The sequence below is a fragment of the Coleofasciculus sp. D1-CHI-01 genome (assembly GCF_040218875.1).
Classification (GTDB): Bacteria; Cyanobacteriota; Cyanobacteriia; order Cyanobacteriales; family Coleofasciculaceae; genus Coleofasciculus.
The window spans coordinates 1-24,094 of the sequence record NZ_JAVJQP010000170.1 but is presented as its reverse complement, the minus strand read 5'-3'; the positions used below and the strand labels follow the sequence as shown (position 1 = coordinate 24,094).

Sequence of the window (24,094 nt, the reverse complement as noted above, 5' to 3'; positions counted from 1 at the left end):
ACACCATTTTTCCGATAGAAGGTGGTTCAATCCTTTAATATTAAAGACAGCAACTATTATAGATTTCACCATGATTAAAGCTTACGCTGCTCATGAACCCGGAGGACAACTCCAACCCTTCGAGTACGATCCCGGTAGTCTCGGCGATGAAGAGGTAGAGATTAATGTCGAGTATTGTGGGATTTGTCACAGTGACCTGAGTATGCTGGACAATGAGTGGGAAATGACTGAATATCCCTTTGTTCCAGGTCATGAAGTTGTAGGTACAATTGCTGCATTGGGCGATAAAGTCACCACCCTCAACCTAGGACAACGAGTTGGATTAGGGTGGTTTTCGAGTTCCTGCATGACGTGCGAATGGTGTATGTCAGGGAATCAGAACCTTTGCGCGAATGCAGAAGGAACCATTGTCAGTCGTCATGGTGGATTCGCGGATAAGGTTCGTGCGGATCACAGTTGGGTGGTTCCCCTACCCGATGGGATCAATCCCGCTACCGCTGGTCCTTTGTTCTGCGGCGGGATTACCGTATTTAACCCTATTGTTCAGTTTGACATTAAACCGAGCGATCGCGTTGGCGTGATTGGTATTGGTGGATTAGGTCATATCGCGCTGCGTTTCCTCCAGGCTTGGGGGTGTGAGATCACGGCATTTTCCAGTAGTCCGGACAAAGAAGCAGAAGCACGGGAATTGGGAGCAACTCATTTTATCAATTCGGGCGATGTCAACGCCTTAGAAGCCGTGCAAAATTCCTTTGACTTTATTCTCTCCACGGCTAGTGCTGACCTCAATTGGAACGCCTACATCGCTGCATTACGTCCCAAAGGTCGGTTACACTTTGTTGGAGTCATCCCCAATCCCCTCTCTACCCCCATTTTCCCCCTGATTCTTGGTCAAAAGTCAATTTCAGCCAGTCCCCTGGGGAGTCCAGTCACCATTACGCGAATGCTGGATTTCGCTGCACGACAGGGTGTTGAGCCGATTACGGAAACCTTCAGCTTTGAGCAGGTGAATGAAGCGATGGAAAAACTGCGCCATGGTAAACCACGCTATCGCTTGGTGTTGAAGCATTAGAATAAAACAATTGCGATTGTGGGATGTGCTTTGATCAGTGTTTCACCAAAAGACTCGAAATCGGCGGAAGTCGGGGCGGGTTTAGTCACATCTAGGTGTAACCGAAAGAATAATCGTGAAACCCGCCCCTACACAATCACACGCCATGTCCGACAAGCGTTGCCAAGGATTTATGCCATGAAAACTCAGGCGATCGCTCCAAGGAATATAGCACATTGTAGGGGCGACCCGCTTGCACCAATCAACACCATTGTCCACTCAATTTAATCGGGTCGCCCTGTACTCTTTCGCAGCGACACCACTTATGGGGACAAAGGTGCGTTACGCTACGCTAACACACCCTACGAATAGAGGCTTTATGTAAGTCCTATCCTAATAATTATTGGATTACTTTGACCAACTAGGCGCATGATGTTTGTATCAAACTTTCGCCCGACTCGTACTGATAGCCTACGCCCTGTTCCCTAAACCTGATGTTTAACTCCTCAATTGCTTCATCGGGGGTTATTTTAGATTGAGTAAAGTGTCTGAAATTTTCCTTTCGATAATATGTGTCAATGGCTTTAAAGCTAAGCTCTACAACGTCCAGAACTTGCTCCACATCATTGCTGTTAATCAAAAATTTTAATACATCATTGTCGTGATCTATACCTCTCACATAAACGTCATCTGATAAAGAAAATTTCCCATATTCACGACACAATATATCATGAATCAACTGAAATATATTTTCAGTGTGCCGACTATGGACATTACCCATAGCATCGTGCATAATATGAACAATCTGTACGCGGAGCGGACGAGGGATATTGTCATACTGATAGACATCAGGAACTTCCCCCTTCAGTTTTTTGTGACGTTTTGAGAAAAGATTGCAGACTGCCATTTTTTAGAGAACCATTTTTATAGTACATTTATACCAATGTAGCACAATTTATTACTTTTGCCGTTTTACGAAGAATACTCTCACTCCACCACAACTTGTCCCAACCGTTTCAAAATCCGTAGAACTTCACTTAACTCATGTCGCCTGGGAAACAGCGAAAAAGTCCGCGATACATCATACTCTGGACTATCTCCTTGACTCAGCTTTAAAAACACAAACTCATCCCCATTTGTCGCCATACCAAACACTGAACTCCCCCGCTGGGGACTCGCTAACATATAAGCCATTAACTGCGGTAAAGCCGCCGGAACGGGAATACTGGTTCGCTTCGACTCAATCACCAAGATCCAAAGTTGTTCTTGTACAACTAGCGTATCAATAAAACCGCGAATCGTTTCTTCAGGATCATCAAGTTCTAACCCAACCCCATAAGGCGAACGAATGCGGAAAGGTGGATCAAGAAACCCTGCAAGTTCCAATAGTGGCGAAACTACCACCAGATTAATTGTACCTTCCAATAACAAACCATCGCCGTGATGATAATCATAGCGTTGCTTAATCCGAGCAACACCCGCCTGTTCCCGTTCGTTGAGTTCGGGTAAATCATCAACCCACTCGCTGAAAAAGTTATCATCATCCGCTTGACGCAAATTACAGCGCACCCGCAGATCATTTAAGCTTTTTATAGTATCAGTAATCCCTAAACCTGTAACCATCGGTTGCTGTTTATTTGTTAACCTTAGTTTAGCAAACTGTTCTAGAACTTACGCAAAGGCTCTATTTGTAGGGTGTGTTAGCGTAGCGTAACGCACCTTTATCCCCATCCGTGGTGTGTCTGCGTAAGTCCTGTGTTCAAGATCCCCCATCTCCTCCAAGCCAGTGATACCAAATCTGAGTTGACTACCCCCTTGATAATCTATCTAGTTTGCACATCCTTCTGTCGTTTACCTTCTACCTTTTTGTTATGGTTCGGATTAACCTCCTAGATACTCGCACGACTAGCTTCGGCGATTTAATTAGCAACGGAAAAATCTATCGAGTCCCGCCGTTTCAACGGGATTATTCCTGGACGGTGGAGAATTGGGAAGACCTTTGGCAGGATATTTTAATGCTGCATAATAATGTTAGTATCAGTCATTATATGGGAGCAATTGTCCTGCAACGTTCTGGGACAACTGATCAATCATTTACCATTATTGACGGTCAGCAACGCCTAGCCACACTCAGTATTATTGCCGTTGCTGTTATTAAAATGCTCCAACAGCTTGTCGAGAAAGATATTGAGCCTCAAGCCAACCAAGAACGACAAGAAATTCTCAAGCGGACTTATCTCGGTGATCGCGATCCTCGTTCTCTACGATACTCAAGTAAACTGATTTTGAATGAAAATAATAATGATTTTTATCAAAGTAATTTAGTTAACCTGAGAAAACCCCTAAATATTCGTTCTCTCTCGAAATCCAATCAACTCCTATGGCAAGCTTTTGAATACTTCTTCACTCAATTAGAAAAACTGCCAGAGGTGACTCAAGATGGCGAAAAATTGGCAATGTTTATTACCGATACAGTGGCTCAAGGACTGCTGTTAATTCAAATCAGCGTTGAAGATGAACTGAATGCTTATACGGTTTTTGAGACATTAAATGCTAGAGGAATAGAGTTAACCTCCACTGATCTGTTAAAAAATTACCTCTTCTCACTCTTTCGAGGACCCGATGACTTACAAGAAGCACAGCGCCAATGGCGACGCATTATCAATACAGTTCAGATGGAGAAGTTCCCAGAATTTCTGCGTTACTATTTGAGTTTAAACCATACTCGAGTGCGGCGTGAACGTTTATTCAAGCTGGTTCGATCATCGGTTAATGATGCAACCAAAGCGTTTGATTTATTGGATCAGCTTGAGAACTTTAGTAGTTTATATGTCGCCCTTAGCAATCCCAATGATGAATTCTGGCGTGATACTCCGGAGAACCAACCTTACATCCGTGAGTTGAATTTATTTCGAGTCAAACAGGCTTACCCGACTCTATTTGCTGCCTATCAGCAGTTTTCTCCGGAAAATTTCACGCGCTTACTCAAGCTCATCCTTGTCATCTCGTTCCGCTATAGTATTGTTAGCCGCTTAAATCCGAATGAATTAGAATCATTTTACAATACTGTTGCCACTAATATTGCTGAAGGAACTATCACAACGCCACGACAAGTATTTGATACTCTTCGTCCGGTATATGTCACCGACGAAAAATTTCAACAGGACTTTTCTTTGCTCTCAATCTCGACAAAAGGGCAAAAGCGTAAACTCGTTCGTTATATCCTCAGTCAGTTAGAGGCAGATGCATCAGGTATACAGGTAGAGGAAAATAGTTTCTCTATTGAGCATATTCTTCCGGAAGTACCAACCGATGAATGGCGGCAATATTTTACGGAGCGGCAATTAGAGGAAATGGTTTATCGTCTGGGAAATCTGACGCTATTAGAACCCTCATTTAATCGGGATATTGGACAAAAAAACTATCAGAGTAAGCAAGAAAAATATCAGCAGAGCGTCTATCAGCTCACTCAACGAATTACGGCTGAAGAATGGAACCCGGATACAATTGCTGTACGCCAGAGGCATTTTGCCCAACGTGCTGTTCATATTTGGCAATCGGATTTTTTATAGCTCAGACTCTGCTAATATTTTAAACATGAGGGCAAATAAATAAATTGATGTTTGTCGGTTAAATTAACCATCTGTTTAACGCCATTGATAACCGCCGCGATCGCACCCCAATATGTAGGGACTTCCTTTAGGGATTAAATCAGTGGACACACCCCAAATAAAACAACGAAACCCGCCCTATTTTTAACCGTAATGGGTGGATTTTGAATTGAGGTTATCGGTTAGGTTCAATACCGTTGAAGGGCGGGTTTTGTATGAAATGTATTCATTTACCCGTTCATTGATTTCCTAAACCCGCCCCTACATTGGAATTTTCCTGTCAACTGATTTCCTTCTGGCAATATCTAGGGTTGTATAACATTATTGAACCCTTTTCCTACACGATTGTAGAGACGTTGCATGCAACGTCTCTACACAGTATCTTGCAATCGCGCTACTAACTCTGCACGCGCTGATACATTCAGTTTACGGAACATCCGTTTCAACGCCTGCTTCACGGAATTTTGGGTAATCCAAAGTTCAGCACCAATTTCTGCATTTGTCAACCCCTTGGCAACCAAGTCAGCAATTTCCCGTTCCCGTGGGGTGAGGCGATTAGCGACGAGAGACTGGGATTTTTTGGCTTGCGATCGCAAGGTAGCCAGACGTGAGGATAAATGCAAACATAATCCAGTTAAATCAGCCAAGTCTTTATAATCAAACGCAGGCGCATCAGAAGCACGGGCAAAATATACCCCACCCATTAAACGCCCTCCACTGACAATCGGACCCATCATTACGTGTTCGTGATCGTAGCGAGCATAACAATTCTGGTACAGTTCAGATTGTTTCCAAACCTCTGGAGAGAATACCAGTTGTTCATGGGCGGGAGCATGGTGTTCGATGACGTAGCGTAACACCGGATCGACCTTTCGCGCTAACGTATTGTAATCTGCCATAAACCCCTCCGTATCTGCTCCCCCTTGCATCTGCACCTCAGCCGCGTGAGAATCTTCGTTGAGCAGACACAGCCCCCAATACTGCGCCTGAAAATGCTCCCCTAATTCGTCCATGATTTGCAGGCGAAGTTCCTGCTCATCACGAGCCTCTGCGATCGCTTGGAAGAAACTGTGGAGAGAACGGTTCATCGTACTTGGCACGGTCATAATCTATCATTTTGAACGAATTGTTAAATAAGTCAGCATAGTTTAACCTGAACGCTTAGGAGAGTTCATTTTTTTATCTGTGTGAACAGTAATTACAGTATAGCGACATTATCTTGACGATAAAAATTTAACTTTGATATAATTAGCCATTTTTATATGCTACTCTGAAGAGGTACTACAACAGTAGAGTAGCTAGGAGCAAGAATCTACTCTTGATGATCTGACGGGCTTTGAGCGATAAAAGCCGTAGCCAATCACGACACCTCCAAGACAATTAATGGTCTCTCGGTTGAGTCGTACCGATAAACCGTTTTTCGTACTGGATACGACTGACACAGCCAACTCATTGACCCAAAGGAGGAGTATTCATGAACATTCAAGCACTCGATATTAAAGTTGGCGATCGCATCATTGCCTACTGTAAGAATAAGATGCAACCTTGTACGGTGCAACGGTTACTCGATTCAACCCCCAACACGATCACACTAAAAGTATCCACCTGTAGCCGTATCCATTATCGGGAATCAGCCTCTTGTGTGATTCAGTTTCAGCGAGAGGCTGTGGTTGAAATGGCTAGCTTAAACAGAAGTTTTTCCAAGACGATTTAACAGGAATCTTACCAGGAAAGGATTTCAAGTATGTAGATAAAATTATAAATTGTCGAAATGCTTGGCAATCACCAAAAAGTATCCTGATTCGTGAAAAGAAATTGAAAGAAACTAACTTAAAATGACAATCAGAAAAGAAACGGCTTTAGTTTACTGCGAAAATCAATTTAGTTTAGCCGACGGAAAAACTGCCGCTGGGTTGGTTCGACACTCTGAACTGTATACAATTGTTGGGGTGATTGATAGTTCACGAGCGGGTAAAGACGCAGGGGAAGAATTAGGGCAAGAAAAGAATGGTATACCCATTTTTGCTAATTTAAATGAAGCATTAATTAACCTTTCAGAGGTTCCCAACTGTTACATTTATGGCAAAGCTCCTTTAGATGGCTTTATATCCCAGCCAGAACGGTTTCTTATCTTAGAAGCCATGGAAAAAGGAATGGATATCATTAACGGTCTTCATCAGTTTTTCTCTGAAGATCAAGAGTTTACCCAGATGGCTGCCCAACATAATATCCAAATTAAAGATATCAGAAAACCTCCACAATTACAAGATTTGCACGTCTTTACGGGTCAAGTCTCTAAAATTAATGTTCCTGTAATCGCCATATTAGGTACAGATTGTGCTTGCGGCAAAATGACAACCGCAATAGAACTCAACAAGTCCCTCAAGACTCTCGGCATAAAGTCAGTATTGGTAGCGACGGGTCAAACTGGTTTGATGCAGGGAGCAATGTATGGCATATCGATTGATGCTTTAGTTTCCCAATTTGTGATTGGTGAAATAGAAAACTCTATTATTCAAGCCTTTGAGAACGAATATCCCGACATCATTTTAGTTGAGGGACAGAGTGCCGTTAGTCATCCCGCTTTTATGAGTTCTCTCGGCATCTTGAAAGGAAGTATGCCCGATGGTATTATCCTTCAACATCCACCAGCTAGGAAATTTCGGTGCGATTTTCCTCATTTGCCAATGCCAACTGTTGAGAGCGAAATCAAACTGATTGAAGCGATTTCTCAAGCTAAAGTTATGGCGATTGCATTAAGCCATGAAAACCTAGCAGATGAAGAGATTTTGACAATCATAGAGGATTATGAGAAGCAGTTTCAATTGCCGACAATGGATGTCTTGAATCATGGATGCAAAAAAATCATTCAAGCCTTATGTGATCATTTTCCCAACCTGAATCAAAGCATCGAGGGGAAGACTTTAGAAAAAATGCCTGTATTGGGAATGAGGTAGACGTAATCGTCTGGAAATAATCAATGAAATTGTTTATGCCAAGGATAGAAATTTCCCTATCTCAAATACGGGACAATGCCCGAATGCTATGTGAACTTTATGGGCACAGAGGGATTTCATTGATGGGAGTTTCCAAAGCAGTGCTAGGAGAACCTTCTATTGTCGAGGCAATGATTCAAGGTGGAGTCAGATTTATTGCTGACTCTCGCATTGAAAACATTCAAAAAATGAAAAAGGCTGGGATATCCACTCAGTTTGTGCTTCTACGCACTCCTTTAAGTCAGGCTGAAGCTGTGGTTACAAGTGTAGACATTAGTCTAAACACTGAAATCGAGACGATTAAGCAACTTTCCTATTATGCAAAAGTACATAATATAAATCATCAAATAATTGTGATGGTAGAGTTGGGAGATTTGCGGGAAGGCGTACTTCCTGGTGATCTTTCTCAATTTATCAGGAAAATTCTTTCTCTATCCCGTATAAAAATTGTTGGTATTGGCTGCAATTTGGCTTGTTATGGTGGAGTAAAGCCAGACAATAAAAATATGCATAAATTGTCTGAACTGGTTAATGGCATCAAAAAAGAATTTCAGATTGATTTGGAAATAATATCCGGCGGTAATTCGGCTAATTATGAATGGTATAAATCGGCTCAATATATCGGCAATATCAACAATCTTCGCTTGGGTGAATCCATCCTTTTAGGGTGCGAAACTGTGAACCGAAAAGCGATTCCAGGTTTACACACAGAGGCATTCAAACTCGTTGCCGAAGTTATTGAGTCCAAGACAAAGCCCTCCCTACCATTTGGCGAGATCTGTCAAGATGCTTTTGGAAACGTTCCTAGTTTCTCAGATCGAGGAATTAGCCAGAGAGTGATTATTGCTTTGGGAAGGCAGGACGTTCTGGTATCTAGCTTGAAATCGAAGAAAAAGCTAGAAATACTAGGAGCTAGCAGTGATCATATTATTCTCGACGGCAAGAACCACAACTTACAAGTTGGAGATGAAGTGAATTTTAACCTGGATTACGGGGGTCTTCTGTCCGCGATGACTTCTCCTTTTATTAGAAAGCAATTTATCCTGACAACTGAAGCTATAATTCCTGTGGTTAAAACGTTAAAAATTGTCTCACCTATAAATTAGAAGTTGTAAGTCAATAAACGGGGTTGATGTTAAAATCTTTGCCGTTTAAGTCACATCTTGCACCACTCACTATTTTCCCCTATCTCCCCGATGGCGTAGTTGACACAGACAGTACCCACTTGGGGTCTATACAGGCTAGATAGTCCCGACTATGCTAGTTTACAGCAACTAAAATGATAGGAGAGGCAGATGGTTGGAGTTCAAACATCAGCTCGTGATTTCTTTCGGGCGGCGTATGAAAACCGCTACACCTGGGATAACAACTTCCCCGGTTACACCGCAGATGTGACATTCAAACAGGATGATCAGGTGGTTACAGGGAAGGTTCGGGTTAACCCGGATATGAAAGCAGAAGTCTTTGATGTCGAAGACGAAGACGCCAAGAAAGCGATTCACTCTCAACTCTGGGAAACCGCGATTCATCGGGTTCGCCGTTCCTTTGAAGACACCCACGGAAAGAATACCTTCACCTTCGGAGATACCGATGAGACGGGTGCTGTGGAACTGTTAATGGGTGGTAAATCAGAAGGCGATCGCTATAAAGTCCGTGATAATGAAGTAACCCACGTCCACCGTCACATCCACGGCGTTGTCGTCACGATTAACACCTTTAGTTCCCACAACACAGGCGAAGGTTATCTTTCTCACCGTTATGATTCCGTCTACCATGACCCCAAAACGGGTGAACAAAAGGGCGGTAAAAGTGTGTTTGAAGATAATTACGAAAAGGTTGGCGACTATGTTATCCTGACCCAGCGGATTATTCGTACAGAAACCGATGGAAAAGAGTCCGTTCAGGAGTTTAACTTCTCAAATGTCAAACTTCTGTAAATGGTGAATAATTCCCTAATTTTTCCTGAGTCCGCCTCGGCGGACTTTGTTTGTTTGGTTTTGCGATTTTAGCTGTTCGAGTTCCCTCCCCTTGGCAAGGGGAGGGTTAGGGAGGGGTTGATTTAGGGAGGGTTAGGGAGGGGTTTTAACAGCCTTGAACCAACTATAATTGGTGAACAACAGACTCTCCGGTAAAGACATGACGACAGTTGCTATCTTGCCAGTATCCGATGCAAGCGGTGATAGGCTTTATCGAGCGATTGCAGGTAACAAGCAATCAACAGGTAAAACCGCAGGTGAAGCGCTAGATGCATTGACCGCTCAGTTAGAAGGGAATGAATTAGATACCCTACTGATTCTCCAGAGTTTTCGCCCTGACTGGTTTTTTAGTGCCTTTGAACAACAGCGTTTATCTGAATTGATGAATCGATGGCGAACAGCACGCGATCGCGGACAGATGCTACCTCCAGAACAACAAGCTGAACTGGATAGTCTTGTCGAGGCTGAATTGAAAGCAGCCACAGCCCGAAGTGCAGCTTTGGTACAGCAATTGAGCCAATGAACTCTTTCTATACTTTAGTTGCTGACCGTGCTACTCATCGATGTGAATATTGTCATGCGCCTGAATTAGTTTTCAATTTCCCCTTTGAAGTCGAACATATCATACCCTTGTACCGAGGCGGCGTTGATGCCGAATTCAATCTCGCTCTCGCTTGTCGTTCTTGCAATCTTCGTAAAGGAACTCGTATCAGTGGACTCGATCCTGAATCCAATCAGGACGTTCCTCTGTTTCACCCAAGGCAAGATCTATGGGACGACCATTTCCAAGTAGACAGTGATTCGGGAACACTTGTGGCTAAAACACCTACTGCAAGAGTAACGATCACTCATTTAGAGATGAACAGTCAAGCACAAGTAACGGCACGGCAGCTATGGATTCGTTTAAGCTTGTTTCCTTAGGTTGAAGTATAGAGACATTTGCCTGCAACGTTTCTAAAATCTGGAAAGGAAAGGATTTTATCTCCTAGACCCATTAAGATCAATGTATGAAGAAATCGTTCAGGCTTGGGTCTATGAAACGCATCGTCTTAATCGCTGGGTTTGAATCATTCAACGCGGATTTGTACCGCCAAGCGGCTGATTGGGCGACAAAGCGCTGTCCAGACTTGGATATTCGCGTATTTAGCGACCAATCCTTGACCACAGAACCGGATATCGTCGCCGCCGCCCTCCAAGATGCTGATGTCTTCTTCGCCAGTCTGCTGTTTGATTATGACCAAGTATTATGGCTGCGGGAGAGAACGCAACATATCCCCATCCGCCTCGTCTTTGAATCCGCCCTAGAATTAATGAGTCTGACTCAAATCGGGGCGTTTAAAATTGGCGATAAGCCCAAAGGAATGCCCAAGCCGATTAAGTTTATTCTGGATAAATTTAGCAATGGACGAGAAGAAGATAAACTCGCAGGTTACATCAGCTTTCTGAAGACGGGTCCCAAGCTGCTGAAGTATATTCCGGCGAAAAAAGTTCAAGATTTACGCAACTGGCTGATTATCTACGGCTACTGGAATGCTGGCGGTTCCGAAAACGTCGCTTCAATGTTTTGGGTACTCGCTGAAAAATACTTAGGATTACAAGTGGGAGACATTCCACCCCCAGTCGAAACCCCAAATATGGGTTTATTGCATCCTGATTATGACGGGTATTTTACCTCGCCACGGCACTATCTGGAGTGGTATTGGCAAAAGCACAATAATGCTTCTTCCCCATCTTTCTCTAACACCCCCCTTGAGATCCCCCTTCCGTCCCCCTTAAAAAGGGGGAAACCACCGGAAACCAGTGGAGACTTCGCTTCGAGTTCTCCTGGGAACTGGGGGGGATCTCTTCCCGTTGTTGGTATTCTTCTTTACCGAAAACATGTTGTCTCTAAACAACCGTATATTCCCCAATTAATTCGCCAGTTTGAGAACGCTGGATTAATTCCAGTCCCTATCTTTATTAATGGTGTGGAAGGACATGTGGCGGTGCGAGATTGGATGACATCGGCGGATGAAACTGCCCAACGCAAACAGGGTAAAATTGATACACCATCTTTATCAAAAGACGCGGTTGAAGTTGATGCGATTGTCTCTACAATTGGCTTTCCATTAGTCGGCGGACCCGCTGGTTCTATGGAGGCGGGGCGTCAAATTGAGGTGGCAAAACGCATCCTCACAGCCAAAAATGTTCCCTATCTTGTCGCCGCACCGTTACTAATTCAGGATATTCACTCTTGGACGCGACAAGGAATTGGCGGCTTGCAATCGGTCGTACTCTATGCATTACCGGAATTAGATGGGGCAATTGACACAGTTCCTCTGGGGGGATTGGTGGGAGAGGATATTTATCTGATTCCCGAACGGGTGAAACGGTTAACTGGGCGTCTGAAGCGTTGGATTGAACTGAGACAGACACCCGCCTCAGAACGGAAAATTGCCATCATTCTCTATGGTTTCCCGCCCGGATATGGGGCGACAGGAACAGCAGCTTTACTCAATGTACCGCGATCGCTCCTGAAAGTCCTCCACGCCCTCAAGCAGCAAGGCTATACTGTTGGCGAGTTACCTGACGATGGCGAAGAACTTATCCGCCAGGTAAAAGCAGCCGATGAAGCGATGAGTCATGAGGATTCACCGACAAACTCCGTCAACGTTAAAACCCTAGAAAAATGGCTCGGCTATCTCTTTACCACTCGCATCGAAAAGCAGTGGAAATCCCTCACTGGAACCGGAATTAAAACTTACGGGGATGAGTTCCAAATTGGTGGAATTCAATTAGGAAATATTTGGATAGGCGTGCAACCCCCCTTAGGTATTTCAGGTGATCCAATGCGGTTAATGTTTGAACGGGATATGACCCCTCATCCTCAATATGCCGCGTTTTATCAATGGCTACAACAGGAGTTTCAACCTCATGCTATAGTTCACTTTGGCATGCATGGCACCGTGGAATGGTTACCCGGTTCTCCCTTAGGCAATACGGGGTATTCTTGGTCAGATATTTTGCTGGGAGATATTCCCAATCTCTATATTTATGCTGCCAATAATCCCTCGGAATCCATTTTAGCAAAACGGCGCGGTTATGGCGTCCTTATTTCCCATAATGTACCCCCTTATGGGCGGGCGGGATTGTATAAAGAATTAGTCGCACTGCGAGATTTAATTACCGAGTATCGGGAAGACCCAGAAAAGAATTATGCGTTGAAGCCTGACATTTGTCAAAAAATTGTGGATAGTGGCTTAGATACAGATTGCCCTTTTGATGAGGCGAAGAAATTAGGCATTCCGTTCACACCTGATAATGTGCGCTTGTTCAGTGCTGAGGCATTTAATCATTATCTGGTCAAATTGTATGAATACTTGCAAGTGGTTGAACAACGCCTGTTTTCATCCGGATTACATACCTTGGGTGAACCGCCGAACTCAGAAGCGTTAGCTAGCTACTTAAACGCTTATTTTGGCGACAATGGCGCAGCAGATTTAGTTAAGGAGGTAATAGATAAAATAGGAGATGATCAAACGACTCAATTATCGGCGACATCTCTAGTTAAGGATAAAAATGGCGAATCAGATTCCCTTGCTACTGAAATAGAAACGATTGCCCATTTATTACAGCAAAACACCGATGAACTGACCAACTTATTACGGGGATTAAATGGAGAATATATTCCCCCAGCACCGGGCGGCGACTTATTACGAGATGGTGTCGGCGTATTACCCACCGGACGAAATATCCATGCCTTAGACCCCTATCGGATGCCCTCACCGGGAGCCTATCAGCGAGGACGAGAAATTGCCAAACAAATTATCGCCCAACACCTCCAAGAACAGGGAGACTATCCAGAAACGGTAGCGGTAATGTTATGGGGATTGGATGCGATTAAAACTAAAGGAGAATCCCTGGGAATTTTACTCGAATTAGTAGGTGCAGAACCCATCAAAGAAGGAACAGGACGAATTGTCCGCTATGAGTTACAACAGCTAGCAGACGTCGGACATCCCCGGATTGATGTATTGGCAAATCTATCGGGTATTTTCCGGGATAGTTTTGTGAATATTATTGAATTACTCGATGATTTATTTAAACGGGCGGCGGAGGCGGAGGAACCAGAAGATCAGAATTTTATTCGGAAACACGCTTTAGCGTTACAAGCCCAAGGAATCCAGAATAATTCCGCCCGATTATTTTCTAACCCGGCTGGTGATTTTGGTTCTCTCGTGAATGACCAAGTGACAGATGGAAACTGGGAATCGGGAGAGGAATTAGGCAAAACCTGGGAAAGTCGCAATGCGTTTAGTTATGGGCGTCAAGATAAAGGACAAGCGCGTCCAGAGGTTCTAAGTCAGCTATTAAAAACCACCAGCCAGGTGGTTCAGGAAATTGACTCTGTGGAATACGGTTTAACCGATATTCAGGAATATTATGCTAATACTGGGGGATTGAAAAAAGCGGCTGAGAAACAACGGGGAAAGAAAGTGAGTGCCAGTTTTGTAGAAAGCTTTTCTAAAGATACAACCCCGCGCCAATTAGATGACTTACTGCGGTTAGAATATCGCACCAAGTTACTGAATCCAAAATGGGCAGAAGCAATGGCGAGTCAGGGTTCAGGTGGTGCGTATGAAATCTCCCAACGAATGACGGCGTTAATTGGTTGGGGGGGAACCGCAGATTTTACCGATGATTGGGTGTATGAGCAAGCAGCAGATACCTATGCCTTAGATACAGAAATGGCAGAGAGGTTAAGACAAGCAAATCCAGAGGCATTTCGGAATATTGTCGCCCGGATGTTGGAGGCAAGTGGGCGAGGGTTTTGGCAACCGAGTGAGGAGAAGTTACAGAAGTTGCAGGCGTTGTATGAGTTGACGGATGAGGAATTAGAAGGAGTGACGGTTTAATTGTGTTCACCTATTTTAAAGTTCAGCCTTAACGGGCTATTCAAGATTGATTGAGTGCTAGCACATTTGCATCGATAGGTATAAAATACAACAAAAATAAGATAAATATGTCGATTCTAACTAGCTTACCCCGCTTACCCCGCTTCCGCATAGTCGTCTTAGTTTTACTGACTTTAGTTTTAACCTTGGGGTTAGCTATCAAATTACCAGTTAAGGTACAAGCACAGTCTGAACCTCCGCCACTTAGCAGCCTGATTCCTGAGCAATGGGAAGTTATACCTGCGACTGATTCACAAGATACTTCACTTCCCAGTAATCGAGAAGGCGTAGGACCGTGTGGTGGTTGTGTTGTCCCTCGCGGAACTCCTGCGACAACCTTAGTTCCACTGTCCGGAATCGGTACAACAGTAGCTGAGTATCCAACTTTATTTGGGTATATACCAAAGACATTCGCTTGGGGAATAGAATTTGTGTTGATGAATACTAATAGGGAAGAAGTTTATTCCGCTAAGTATGCCTTTACTCATTACACAGAAATAACTTCCCATGGTGATGACATCCAAATAGCAGTAGGCACTCCAGGTATTATCAGCTTAACACTTCCTGGTTTGGCTACCCGTCCCCCACTACTTCCTCCCTTAAAAATTGGTCAACAATATCACTGGTGGTTACGAATAATATGCGATCCGCCTGATGCTTCAGGTGATATTTTTATGGGTGGAGCTATTAAACGAGTCCCATTTAATCCCTTTGATAAACGTTTTCTCACCCAGGCAACTCTGGAAGAACGTTTGGCTTTCTACACTAAAGAACGAATTTGGTACGAGACTGTAGATACTTTAATGGAACTACGACGTGAACGTCCCGATGATCAAGATGTCACCGATGCCTGGAACAAATTGCTTAAATCAGTTGAGTTGGATGCGTATACCTTTATAGCTGAATTTAGCTAAATTCAAGAATGCATAAAACTAACAAATAGCCGATTAAACAAGATGGATAAACATTGTAGGGGCGCACCGACGTGCGCCCTTTATTAGACTGCGCTTTTTATTACGCGATCGCTCTTTTTTCAAGGTAGTGGCGTGGCACACTTAATTCGATGAATTAGAATTACGCCCGGAGACTTAGGGGCGCAAAGACTTGCGCCCGATTCAATGGTCAAATCTATTCCACCATTTTAGCTGTGCCACGCCGCCATCGTGCGTTAGCGTTCGTGCAGCGTTAGCGTTCGCGCAGCGTTCCCGTTCGCGAAGCGTTCCCGAAGGGTAGGGTAGGGTAGCGTAACGCACCATTGTTCAATGATTTTGCCGCAGCATTACTCAAAAATATTGCAGGTTTTTGGGCTGGCTGATCAAGGTTTAATATGTGAGTATAACGCTAATAAAATATAAGGCTAAAGCCCTTACTACAAACAATATGACGACAATTAGCCCAAAGGTTGAGGTATCTAGGGACGAGATTGCTGCGTTTTGCCAGCGCTGGCAAATTACTGAGTTTGCCCTATTTGGTTCTATCTTACGAGATGATTTTCGCCCCGATAGTGATGTCGATGTACTGGTCAGTTTTGCGCCGGAGGCTAAATGGAGTCTGTGGGACATCATTAAGATGAAAGAAGAACTGAAAACGATGTTTAGGCGGAAAGTGGATTTAGTGGAAAAGGAGTGTTTACGTAATCCTTTCCGGCGTTATGAAATTCTAAGTACAAAACAGGTGATTTATCTTATGAAGCTTATCTAGAGAGTATATTGCTTCAGAGTGCCGTTGAGCGACAGTTAGAGATTCTAGGCGAAGCGGCGAGACGAATGTCAGATAATTTCCGTCAAGCACATCCGGAAATCCCCTGGAGTGATATTATCGGACAACGGAATGTTATTGCCCATCAGTATGAAGAGATTAGGCAAGAACGAATTTGGTCTGTAGTGACGTCAGATATTCCCACGCTGATTACTCAATTAGAACCTTTGATACCACCCTTGCCACCGGAAATAGAATAGTCCTAAAATAGTCCTTATTCGCTAGGAAAATATGGCTCAATCATATCGGAGGACTATTACTTGCCCGATACTTATGATAGACGTTGCCAGCTTGGTGCTTCTCGGCGTCGGTTTGAAGATGCTCAAGTGTTAAATGACCAAGGGCGTTGGACAGGTTCTATTTATTTGGGGGGCTATGCCATTGAATGCTCTCTCAAATCTCTTATTTGTGACAGGGAAGGAAAAACTAACTTTAAAGATACTCGTGTATTTAAACGGGGACTATCTGGTTCACAATTACATAGTCTGAGCAAGTTACTGGAAAGTGTACCTGCATTACAACGTGCGATAGAATTAGACCGCACTAATCGTTATCGAGATGCCTGGAATACAGTTTCAGGCATTTGGCGTAATGATTCCTTACGCTATTCAGATAAAATTGGAGATGAGCAGGAGAGTCAACGCTTTATCAAAGCTATTAAAGTATTGCATCGGTTTATTTTAGATCAACAAGGGGAGACGTCATGACCCATTCAACTCAATTTTCTCAACAGATTGAAGACCATATTATTAATTCTTTAAAATCTGAAGATCCCGATGCACAGGTAAAAATAAAGCCAACTTCACTAGGAGGGCTGAAAATTAGAGTGACTACTCATTTGTTTGCAAACTATCCCTTAGAATGGCGCGAACAAAAGATTGATTCTTTTTTAGAGACTATTAATACTAATCTTGGTCAATATCCCATTGCTGGCTATGAGTTGTTAACTCCCCAAGAAGCAACAGAAAAACCTTCAGCTACTATCCAATTACCCCTGTGGTCAGACATCTTAATGGCTCCAGAATCTGACCAACCGATTCAGATCGATGAAGATAGTCCTAAGCGTCCTTTGATTGTTACGTTTTACTCATTCAAGGGAGGTGTAGGACGTTCTACTGCTCTAGGCTTAGTCGCCAGTATATTGGCAAGGCGTAATCGTCGAGTTGTTATGGTCGATTTTGACCTAGAAGCGCCGGGAATTTCGATTATGTTCCGCTCAAATACAGAAACGTTTAACGGAGAAACCTACGGAGTCCTGGATTACTTGCACCAACGCTATTTGACTCCTGATCAGAATATTCCCCAGATTGAGAGTTGTATCTACCCCATCAATTTACCCACTCGTGGTGAACTGTTTTTAGTGCCAGTGGGAGAGTATAATGAAAATTATATTCATCGGTTAGCTGATCTGGATCGACACACTCTAGAAAAGTTCTATCAAGGTGAAACCAATCCAGTTAATCAGCTTATAGAAGATATCAAAACTCAGTTAAACCCAGATGTTATTTTGGTTGATGCACGTCCTGGATTTAATGATACCAGCGCGATCGCACTTTTTGATCTCGCTGATACGGGTATCCTGTGCTTTTCACCCACCGACCAGAGTTTTGAAGGATTACGCTGGGTTGTAAAAGGGGTGCGGAAACACCGTGACTATCAAGGAAAACCTGATCTTCGCTTTCTGCTTACGCCTATGCCTCTAGTTGCACCAGAACAGCGTCAAACTTGGATCACTAGGGTGGAAGATTGGATTGAGGAAAACTGGGGTTTACCGAGTGAGACAACTGTTGGAGAACTTTACTACGAAATTCCCTATAATCCCAGCATTACAACTTTATCCAGTTTAATTGATATTCCTAGAAGTTTACTGAATGATTATTTGCCAATTGCTGATGCTATTGATGCAAGTTTACCTGATGTCAAGCCGGAACTGGAAAAAGATGAAACTTCAGAAAAACGTGAATCCATTTTAAATGAATTAAGCTTTGATGCAGCAACTGCCCAAGAAATAGAAGCGGATAATATCCCAAATATATTTCACCGCACTGAAGATTTTCCCCGATTTTTAAGCAACAAAAACTGGTTAATTCGGGGGGCTAAAGGAACTGGAAAAAGCTTGCTGTTTCGTCTGTTTGTCGAACAATCACAAAAAGCGAAAGAATTAGCCCATTCTGAGGTTAACTTAAATAATGTTAAGTTTTTAGCCGCCCATGGTCAACCGAGATTACCTGGTCCCATCTTAGAAAGTAATGATTTAGAGAGTTATGAGCAGCAAGTGGGTGAAAACAGTTGGTCAATTTTTTGGCTAAACTATGCTCTGTTGCAACTGTGTTATTCGATACCAGAATTACGTTCACTCCCTGAATCAGATCAACAGTTAGTTGCATTAGTAGCCCAAGAAAACCCTCCCCATTCCCCAATTGTTGAGTGGTTAGTCCATCGCACTCAATCTCCACAAGCTAGGTCGCAAGCGGCTGATGAACTACGAGCAATTGACCGTTGGTTGCAAGAGAATAAAGAGGTCGTATGGCTACTTTATGATGAGTTAGATGCTGGTTTTGGTTCGACTCAAAAAGACTATGTTCGTCGCAAACAAGCACTTGAAGCGTTACTGGCTTGGTGGCTGGAGAGTGGGACAAGTCTCAGATGTATTGTCCCTAAAATATTTTTACGGGAAGATATTTGGAATCAACTTAATTTTACCAACAAAGGACATTACACTGGGCGGTCACTCCAACTCCGTTGGGATGAGGCTGATCTGTGGAGACTTGTGCTACGCCAAGCTTTAACCAGTTCGGCTACTCTTAGCCAATTTTTGGAGCAAAAATTGGGGGTAACAGTGGAACGATTAAATGCCATTGAGCTAGAACAACTTCGGACTAGCTTGTATCCTCTATGGGGTGAGCGGATGGGGCGGACGAAAAAAGCGTATACTTATAATTGGGTGCGGACTCGTATTGCTGACGGTCAAAAGAACTGTTTTCCGAGAAGTTTAGTCTTATTGTTACAAGAAGCAGTTAAACGGGAAAAAGATTTCTCGACAGAGTATAGTAAAGAGATAGTCTTGCGCCCCAAAGCTTTGATTGATTCTTTTCCCTATGTTTCAGAGCAACGTGTTGATGAAGTCCGCAACGAGTATCCTGAACTTCAAGTCTATCTGGACAGATTACGAACTGAACGTTCTCCGATTGATGAAGAAAGACTAGCGGAAATTTGGAAAGTGGAGGATAACAAATTAACTGAAACTATCAGGGATATGATAGAATATTGTATTCTCACCGAACGTTCTCGTCCCAATGATCCACCGCCTCGTGTCTATGCGGTGGCTGAACTGTACTTGTATGGATTGAATATGGTACGCAAAGGACAGCGTTAACATTGCTTGATTTGGCTAATCCCACGCTGATGCGAAATAATGCAGATGCAAACTCTAATCATCAGCGAGATTGTGATGACTGCATTTTTATTCATAACCGACTTAGATAACACTCTAGTTGGCGATGACGATGCCCTGAAGGAACTCAATCAGCAGTTAGAGCAGCATCGCCAAGACTATGGTACTAAGATAGTCTATGCTACTGGGCGATCGCCTGCCCTCTACCGGAAACTGACTAGCGAAAAGTCCCTACTGTCACCGGATGCGCTGATTACCTCAGTTGGCACCGAAATTTGCTTCAATCCGCAGGAAGAAATCGTTGATCCAGAATGGGCAGATATGCTGGCACAAGGGTGGAACCGGGACGCGGTTGTGGCTATAGCTGCCCATTATTCTGACCTTGTGCTGCAACCTGAGACAGAACAGCGCCCTTTTAAAGTCAGTTATGTGTTGAGTGAAGAAATTTCTTCAGAGGTTTTGCCCCGTCTTGAATCCTCATTAAAGGAAAAAGGGTTAGATGTCAAGCTGATCTATAGTGGGGGTCAAGACTTGGATATTTTACCTCGTCAAGGGGATAAAGGTTTAGCGGTACAATTCCTGCGGCAAAAATGGGACATGGACGCGACAAAAACGGTTGTCTGTGGTGATTCTGGTAATGATATTGCCCTGTTTAGTGCTGGGGAAGAACGGGGTATTCTGGTGGGAAATGCTAAACCTGAACTGCGTCAATGGTATGAGGAGAACAAAAAAGATTATCACTATTTCGCTCAAGCCGATTATGCAGATGGTATATTAGAAGGTCTGCATCATTTTGGATTTCTGACTTAGGAATTGGGCAAGCAGGAACAGAGAAGATCGCCAACAGTGTAGAGACGTAGCATGCTACGTCTCTACTGATGTAACGGTCAGTCTAAATTTGGATACTTATAATTAATGATTAGTTATCTCAAAGGAACAGTCACGACGATTCAGAAAGGGAATGGGAATCGAGTTACTCTGATTCTAGAGGTTAACCAAATCGGGTATGAGGTGCAAATTACTCGACAGCTATCCCAAGAGGTTCAGATCGGATCAGAACAAGTGGTGCAAGTTTTTACTCACCTGCAAATTCGGGAAGATCAACAAATCCTCTATGGCTTTGCATCCGCCGCAGAACGGGATTTATTTCGCCAGTTGGTGAGTGTGAGTGGGATTGGCGCCCAATTAGCGATCGCACTTATTGATACCCTAGGACTACAGAATCTGGTTCAGGCGATTGTCACCGGGAATACTCGCACCTTAGCCAAAACTCCAGGAGTGGGTAGCAAAACCGCTGAACGCATCGCCTTGGAACTAAAAACCAAGTTATCTGAATGGCGAAAATTCGCGGGTGTGGAAACTCCAGCCAGTGCAACGGGACCCTCCCCCGCTATTTTAGAAGATGTGGAAATGACCCTACTAGCCCTAGGGTATGAAACCGCCGAAATTACCCAGGCGCTGAACGCGATTAGTCAGGATGCACTGCTGGCGAAAAACCCCAACGCCGAGGAATGGATTCGACGCGCGATCGCATGGTTGAGTCAGTAGCTGTGGGGGTGATCATCTCCGGTCAAATACCCTGAGTCAAAATGGCGTAAACTCCTTATGGCATGGCAATTATGGGCAATCATCAGGACATGATCGGAATCAGGATTCGATTTGTGCGATCGCGTCTTCTGGTGACATACCCCTTTCAAGGACTAATTTAATCCCAGGTAGATATTTATCCATCATTGTCACATTGGCATAAACTAGCTGTTGGATAAGAGCAAAACTGAGTCTATCCCCCTCGACATCAATACTGGTTTTGTAGCGAATCTCACCATCGGTGAAGTCTAATTCAAAATTACCAATCATCATGCCATAATTGGCTCTGGCGATAAACTCTCCCAGAGTTCGACGCTTGGTTTTTGGCACTTTTATGGGGCAAATTGAGTAAAAAACAAATTGCTCTTCTTCTTCTCTGGCTTTAGCGTAACAGTTCCAGCTTCCATTATCTCCCTCAAATGCCAAGTACAAAGCGGGTTCTCCTTGAATTTTGGCATAAGACCAATCATCTTCTGTAAAGAAGTTGACCATTGTCTGGAAAATGGGTTGGGTTGTAATGGTGTCTTGAGGTGTTGGTTCTGGGGTGTCTTGAGCTAATTCTTGGAAGAAGTTAGATATTGCCCCGATTGTTTCATTAGCGAAGTCTTTAGCCACCGTATCCAAACTACCACCGACTAAATCGGTGAAGAAATTAGTGATGCTTTCAGAGATTTCTTCAGAATCAGGTGTTTCTTTGGATAAAGCTTGGGGACTAAGATAAGACCAAAAGGTACGGTAGCCTGTTTCGCCTGATTCCTGTTGCTGTTTGACTGATAGAGCTAACCAACTTTCGGTGGATAGTAAGCAGTAGGGGGATTGGGAATTGTCAGGTGATTTGTCAGTTTCCTGTGTATCGACTTTTTTGTTACTGGAATCGGATGTTAGTTCAGGTTGCTGTTGACTGAGGTTTACAAGGGAAGCTGCGGCTTTTTCAGGGTTGGTAGCTTTTTCTAGGAGGAGGGGAAGTAAGTCGGGTTTTAGGCTAGCTTCGATTTGGATGTCAGGTGAGGGTTGGAAGTCGCCGTTAGTGAGGGGAGTGCGGACTTCTGGTTTGAGGTTAAATAGGGATTCAGTGTCAATGCGGTGGTAGAGTTCGGGGGTTACTTGGAATGTGAGATGGCAGTCTATGACTTCGTTGTCTTGTTGGGTTAGGGATAGGGAAACAGCGTGAATAGTTAAAGGCGATCGTCTAGTTAAAGGCGATCGTGAAAGGGTATACAACGTCAGTTCGCTCCCTAATTTATGATTTGTAATCTTTGCGTCCATGGAAGCTATTTTCTAGTCTTTACTGAAGTTATTAGCGCTACGCGCTGGTGTATTTACACATTATAATTAGGGCTACCAAATATAGCGATACTAAATTTTACTCTACTGCCATCATCAAACCTTGTTAATGGGCATTGCCTAAAATAGTATCACTATCGATATTCAAAGTCTATCAGCCATTTTTTTTAAGTTCATTAACATAAAATATAATATCTTTACCTTCTTTTTCTAATTCGTACATCATCTCTACTAATTCTTGCAAGTCATCATTTCCCATTTCTGGAGATTGAGAATAATTTTTAGGAGAAAATACATAGTCGTATTCATATAGAGCGTAAAAGGGATAATCGAACAGTAAGCGATATGTATTGCGAATTATTTCGGCATATCGCCGTTTAGCATCTTGAGTAAGTTTTGTACCTGTAGAAACAGGAATAGATTCTAGTGCATCTAACGTATCTAGGAGTCCATTACGATAAAACTTTACTCGGTTTCGCAATTCTATATCTACATTTACTATGCTTTGTTGATATTGTGTTATAAAACTCGCTACTTCAGTGTAAAGATATTGAGAAAATGATTGCTCTTGAGTTAACAAAAAATCATAAGGTAGGCCTGCTTCATAGTAATAAATATTCGGATCGTCACTACCGTCCATATAAAAAAATCGAGCAAAATAACCTTGATGATAATAAAATAAAAAAAGTTCATTTTTTAGGTAAGAATCATAATCAAATTTTTCCGAAAAGAATCCCGCAGATTTCAAATTTTGTAATTTTCGTTCTGCCCTTAAAGCATAAACTTGGGGAAAGTAAAAATCTGTACCACTTAACATACTGCATATTCCATTACCTCCGAATTTAAGAAATTCATAGTAAGATTCAGGAAGGTATGAATATTCGGGCAAAAGATGTTCCAAAGCCTCGATTTGGCTTTCAGTACATCCTCTAAATTCACGTTCGTCAAAATTGCCTACTTTTGTTATGAGATCAACAGTATCTCTAATAAATTTATATTCCATAAATTAAAATTTTGGATGCTATCTCGGTTCAGTTTTTCCATAGTAGTATTTTACCCCCTTAGTAACATCAATATCAATATTCTTTCTACTTGGATCAAATTTATTAACAAATTGTTGAAGAATTCCACTACAGGAGTCACAAGGTTTCTGTTCATCATTTATAATGATTTTTCCAGAGATTTCCCAGTTATTAATAACTTCCTGAAGTTTTTGCTCCTGCCTCTGCTGGAATTCAGAAGATCGATGCTTTAGCTGCTGTACCTTATCTTGCTGCTCGTCTAGCCAAGGAGCCTCTTCATTAGTGGATTCTGTCAATTGCTGACGTATACCTAATAACTCTTCTTCCAATTCTTTTTTCCGGCTCTCTTAGACTGGTTATGGCAAATTAGCAATTTAAATGAGCTTAAACCCTTAAGTAGCAAAGGCTCTAACAGAATCAAAAGCCTGTTTTATTAGAATTGCTTTTTTTAATCTCCATGATTCTTGCGTAGCAAGGATTA

Annotated in this window: 22 protein-coding genes; 16 read left to right on the top strand and 6 right to left on the bottom strand. The window is 43.0% G+C overall.

Features of this window, described 5'->3' with window-relative positions:
- Nucleotides 1-70 precede the first annotated feature (70 nt).
- Nucleotides 71-1,072 carry an NADPH-dependent aldehyde reductase Ahr gene (gene ahr / locus RIB93_RS29525; protein ID WP_446378405.1) on the top strand — a complete coding sequence of 334 codons (1,002 nt, stop codon included), beginning with the start codon at nucleotides 71-73 and terminating at the stop codon, nucleotides 1,070-1,072.
- A 400-nt stretch (nucleotides 1,073-1,472) separates the two neighbouring features.
- Here ahr and RIB93_RS29520 read toward each other — a convergent pair whose 3' ends face one another.
- Complete coding sequence (locus tag RIB93_RS29520) at nucleotides 1,473-1,958, bottom strand: STM4504/CBY_0614 family protein (RefSeq protein WP_446378403.1); 486 nt, start codon at nucleotides 1,956-1,958, stop codon at nucleotides 1,473-1,475.
- Nucleotides 1,959-2,038: 80 nt separating this feature from the next.
- Nucleotides 2,039-2,674 carry a type I restriction endonuclease subunit R gene (locus tag RIB93_RS29515; RefSeq protein WP_446378401.1) on the bottom strand — a complete coding sequence of 212 codons (636 nt, stop codon included), beginning with the start codon at nucleotides 2,672-2,674 and terminating at the stop codon, nucleotides 2,039-2,041.
- A gap of 248 nt (nucleotides 2,675-2,922) precedes the next feature.
- On the opposite strand from RIB93_RS29515, the gene RIB93_RS29510 reads away from it, so the two are divergent.
- Nucleotides 2,923-4,623, top strand: a complete 1,701-nt coding sequence (locus RIB93_RS29510; RefSeq protein ID WP_446378399.1) for a DUF262 domain-containing protein — start codon at nucleotides 2,923-2,925, stop codon at nucleotides 4,621-4,623.
- Nucleotides 4,624-5,033: 410 nt separating this feature from the next.
- On the opposite strand, the gene RIB93_RS29505 is transcribed toward RIB93_RS29510, so the two are convergent.
- On the bottom strand, nucleotides 5,034-5,768 hold the full coding sequence (locus RIB93_RS29505; RefSeq protein ID WP_446378397.1) for a helix-turn-helix transcriptional regulator: 735 nt from the start codon (nucleotides 5,766-5,768) through the stop codon (nucleotides 5,034-5,036).
- Between the two features lie 368 nt (nucleotides 5,769-6,136).
- Here RIB93_RS29505 and RIB93_RS29500 point away from each other — a divergent pair, with 368 nt between their 5' ends.
- From RIB93_RS29500 to ruvA, 14 genes are all read left to right on the top strand, one after another.
- Nucleotides 6,137-6,376 carry a hypothetical protein gene (locus RIB93_RS29500; RefSeq protein ID WP_446378395.1) on the top strand — a complete coding sequence of 80 codons (240 nt, stop codon included), beginning with the start codon at nucleotides 6,137-6,139 and terminating at the stop codon, nucleotides 6,374-6,376.
- Nucleotides 6,377-6,497: 121 nt separating this feature from the next.
- The gene (locus RIB93_RS29495; RefSeq protein ID WP_446378393.1) at nucleotides 6,498-7,619 is read left to right on the top strand and encodes a DUF1611 domain-containing protein; all 1,122 of its coding nucleotides are present in this window, start codon (nucleotides 6,498-6,500) and stop codon (nucleotides 7,617-7,619) included.
- A 23-nt stretch (nucleotides 7,620-7,642) separates the two neighbouring features.
- A complete protein-coding gene (locus RIB93_RS29490) occupies nucleotides 7,643-8,764 on the top strand; it encodes an alanine/ornithine racemase family PLP-dependent enzyme (protein WP_446378392.1) in 1,122 nt (373 codons plus the stop codon).
- Between the two features lie 189 nt (nucleotides 8,765-8,953).
- Nucleotides 8,954-9,595 (top strand): DUF3386 domain-containing protein, encoded by a 642-nt coding sequence (locus RIB93_RS29485; protein ID WP_446378391.1) that lies wholly within the window; start codon nucleotides 8,954-8,956, stop codon nucleotides 9,593-9,595.
- Nucleotides 9,596-9,767: 172 nt separating this feature from the next.
- Nucleotides 9,768-10,157 carry a hypothetical protein gene (locus RIB93_RS29480; protein WP_446378389.1) on the top strand — a complete coding sequence of 130 codons (390 nt, stop codon included), beginning with the start codon at nucleotides 9,768-9,770 and terminating at the stop codon, nucleotides 10,155-10,157.
- Complete coding sequence (locus RIB93_RS29475; protein ID WP_446378387.1) at nucleotides 10,154-10,555, top strand: HNH endonuclease; 402 nt, start codon at nucleotides 10,154-10,156, stop codon at nucleotides 10,553-10,555. Before RIB93_RS29480 ends, RIB93_RS29475 begins: the two co-directional genes overlap by 4 nt.
- A 113-nt stretch (nucleotides 10,556-10,668) precedes the next feature.
- Nucleotides 10,669-14,529 (top strand): magnesium chelatase subunit H, encoded by a 3,861-nt coding sequence (bchH, locus tag RIB93_RS29470; protein ID WP_446378385.1) that lies wholly within the window; start codon nucleotides 10,669-10,671, stop codon nucleotides 14,527-14,529.
- 107 nt (nucleotides 14,530-14,636) lie between these two features.
- Nucleotides 14,637-15,482, top strand: a complete 846-nt coding sequence (locus RIB93_RS29465; protein WP_446378383.1) for a DUF928 domain-containing protein — start codon at nucleotides 14,637-14,639, stop codon at nucleotides 15,480-15,482.
- Nucleotides 15,483-15,948: 466 nt separating this feature from the next.
- The gene (locus RIB93_RS29460; RefSeq protein ID WP_446378381.1) at nucleotides 15,949-16,269 is read left to right on the top strand and encodes a nucleotidyltransferase family protein; all 321 of its coding nucleotides are present in this window, start codon (nucleotides 15,949-15,951) and stop codon (nucleotides 16,267-16,269) included.
- An 8-nt stretch (nucleotides 16,270-16,277) separates the two neighbouring features.
- Nucleotides 16,278-16,526: a HepT-like ribonuclease domain-containing protein gene (locus RIB93_RS29455; protein WP_446378379.1), complete on the top strand. Its 249-nt coding sequence runs from the start codon at nucleotides 16,278-16,280 to the stop codon at nucleotides 16,524-16,526.
- Nucleotides 16,527-16,586: 60 nt separating this feature from the next.
- Nucleotides 16,587-17,033: a hypothetical protein gene (locus RIB93_RS29450; RefSeq protein ID WP_446378377.1), complete on the top strand. Its 447-nt coding sequence runs from the start codon at nucleotides 16,587-16,589 to the stop codon at nucleotides 17,031-17,033.
- Complete coding sequence (locus RIB93_RS29445; RefSeq protein WP_446378375.1) at nucleotides 17,030-19,702, top strand: P-loop ATPase, Sll1717 family; 2,673 nt, start codon at nucleotides 17,030-17,032, stop codon at nucleotides 19,700-19,702. The genes RIB93_RS29450 and RIB93_RS29445 overlap by 4 nt, the downstream gene beginning before the upstream one ends.
- A 75-nt stretch (nucleotides 19,703-19,777) precedes the next feature.
- Nucleotides 19,778-20,530, top strand: a complete 753-nt coding sequence (locus RIB93_RS29440; protein ID WP_446378460.1) for a sucrose-phosphate phosphatase — start codon at nucleotides 19,778-19,780, stop codon at nucleotides 20,528-20,530.
- 105 nt (nucleotides 20,531-20,635) lie between these two features.
- Nucleotides 20,636-21,268, top strand: a complete 633-nt coding sequence (ruvA, locus tag RIB93_RS29435) for a Holliday junction branch migration protein RuvA (RefSeq protein ID WP_446345165.1) — start codon at nucleotides 20,636-20,638, stop codon at nucleotides 21,266-21,268.
- Between the two features lie 99 nt (nucleotides 21,269-21,367).
- Here the strand turns inward: ruvA and RIB93_RS29430 are convergent, their stop codons facing one another.
- The 3 genes from RIB93_RS29430 to RIB93_RS29420 form a co-directional block, all read right to left on the bottom strand.
- Nucleotides 21,368-22,573, bottom strand: a complete 1,206-nt coding sequence (locus RIB93_RS29430) for a YbjN domain-containing protein (RefSeq protein ID WP_446378373.1) — start codon at nucleotides 22,571-22,573, stop codon at nucleotides 21,368-21,370.
- 172 nt (nucleotides 22,574-22,745) lie between these two features.
- Nucleotides 22,746-23,594: an SMI1/KNR4 family protein gene (locus tag RIB93_RS29425; RefSeq protein ID WP_446378371.1), complete on the bottom strand. Its 849-nt coding sequence runs from the start codon at nucleotides 23,592-23,594 to the stop codon at nucleotides 22,746-22,748.
- A gap of 18 nt (nucleotides 23,595-23,612) precedes the next feature.
- Nucleotides 23,613-23,942: a hypothetical protein gene (locus RIB93_RS29420; RefSeq protein ID WP_446378369.1), complete on the bottom strand. Its 330-nt coding sequence runs from the start codon at nucleotides 23,940-23,942 to the stop codon at nucleotides 23,613-23,615.
- Between the last annotated feature and the right edge of the window lie 152 nt (nucleotides 23,943-24,094).

What these genes read in the sequence shown, in the direction of transcription:
- RIB93_RS29520 (WP_446378403.1), bottom strand. Translation starts at nt 1,958, where the DNA reads ATGGCAGTCTGCAATCTTTTCTCAAAACGTCACAAAAAACTGAAGGGG.
- RIB93_RS29510 (WP_446378399.1), top strand. Translation starts at nt 2,923, where the DNA reads ATGGTTCGGATTAACCTCCTAGATACTCGCACGACTAGCTTCGGCGAT.
- RIB93_RS29465 (WP_446378383.1), top strand. Translation starts at nt 14,637, where the DNA reads ATGTCGATTCTAACTAGCTTACCCCGCTTACCCCGCTTCCGCATAGTC.
- RIB93_RS29505 (WP_446378397.1), bottom strand. Translation starts at nt 5,768, where the DNA reads ATGACCGTGCCAAGTACGATGAACCGTTCTCTCCACAGTTTCTTCCAA.
- RIB93_RS29440 (WP_446378460.1), top strand. Translation starts at nt 19,778, where the DNA reads ATGACTGCATTTTTATTCATAACCGACTTAGATAACACTCTAGTTGGC.
- RIB93_RS29425 (WP_446378371.1), bottom strand. Translation starts at nt 23,594, where the DNA reads ATGGAATATAAATTTATTAGAGATACTGTTGATCTCATAACAAAAGTA.
- RIB93_RS29515 (WP_446378401.1), bottom strand. Translation starts at nt 2,674, where the DNA reads ATGGTTACAGGTTTAGGGATTACTGATACTATAAAAAGCTTAAATGAT.
- bchH (WP_446378385.1), top strand. Translation starts at nt 10,669, where the DNA reads ATGAAACGCATCGTCTTAATCGCTGGGTTTGAATCATTCAACGCGGAT.
- RIB93_RS29475 (WP_446378387.1), top strand. Translation starts at nt 10,154, where the DNA reads ATGAACTCTTTCTATACTTTAGTTGCTGACCGTGCTACTCATCGATGT.
- RIB93_RS29495 (WP_446378393.1), top strand. Translation starts at nt 6,498, where the DNA reads ATGACAATCAGAAAAGAAACGGCTTTAGTTTACTGCGAAAATCAATTT.
- RIB93_RS29460 (WP_446378381.1), top strand. Translation starts at nt 15,949, where the DNA reads ATGACGACAATTAGCCCAAAGGTTGAGGTATCTAGGGACGAGATTGCT.
- RIB93_RS29490 (WP_446378392.1), top strand. Translation starts at nt 7,643, where the DNA reads ATGAAATTGTTTATGCCAAGGATAGAAATTTCCCTATCTCAAATACGG.
- RIB93_RS29430 (WP_446378373.1), bottom strand. Translation starts at nt 22,573, where the DNA reads ATGGACGCAAAGATTACAAATCATAAATTAGGGAGCGAACTGACGTTG.
- ahr (WP_446378405.1), top strand. Translation starts at nt 71, where the DNA reads ATGATTAAAGCTTACGCTGCTCATGAACCCGGAGGACAACTCCAACCC.
- ruvA (WP_446345165.1), top strand. Translation starts at nt 20,636, where the DNA reads ATGATTAGTTATCTCAAAGGAACAGTCACGACGATTCAGAAAGGGAAT.
- RIB93_RS29485 (WP_446378391.1), top strand. Translation starts at nt 8,954, where the DNA reads ATGGTTGGAGTTCAAACATCAGCTCGTGATTTCTTTCGGGCGGCGTAT.
- RIB93_RS29500 (WP_446378395.1), top strand. Translation starts at nt 6,137, where the DNA reads ATGAACATTCAAGCACTCGATATTAAAGTTGGCGATCGCATCATTGCC.
- RIB93_RS29445 (WP_446378375.1), top strand. Translation starts at nt 17,030, where the DNA reads ATGACCCATTCAACTCAATTTTCTCAACAGATTGAAGACCATATTATT.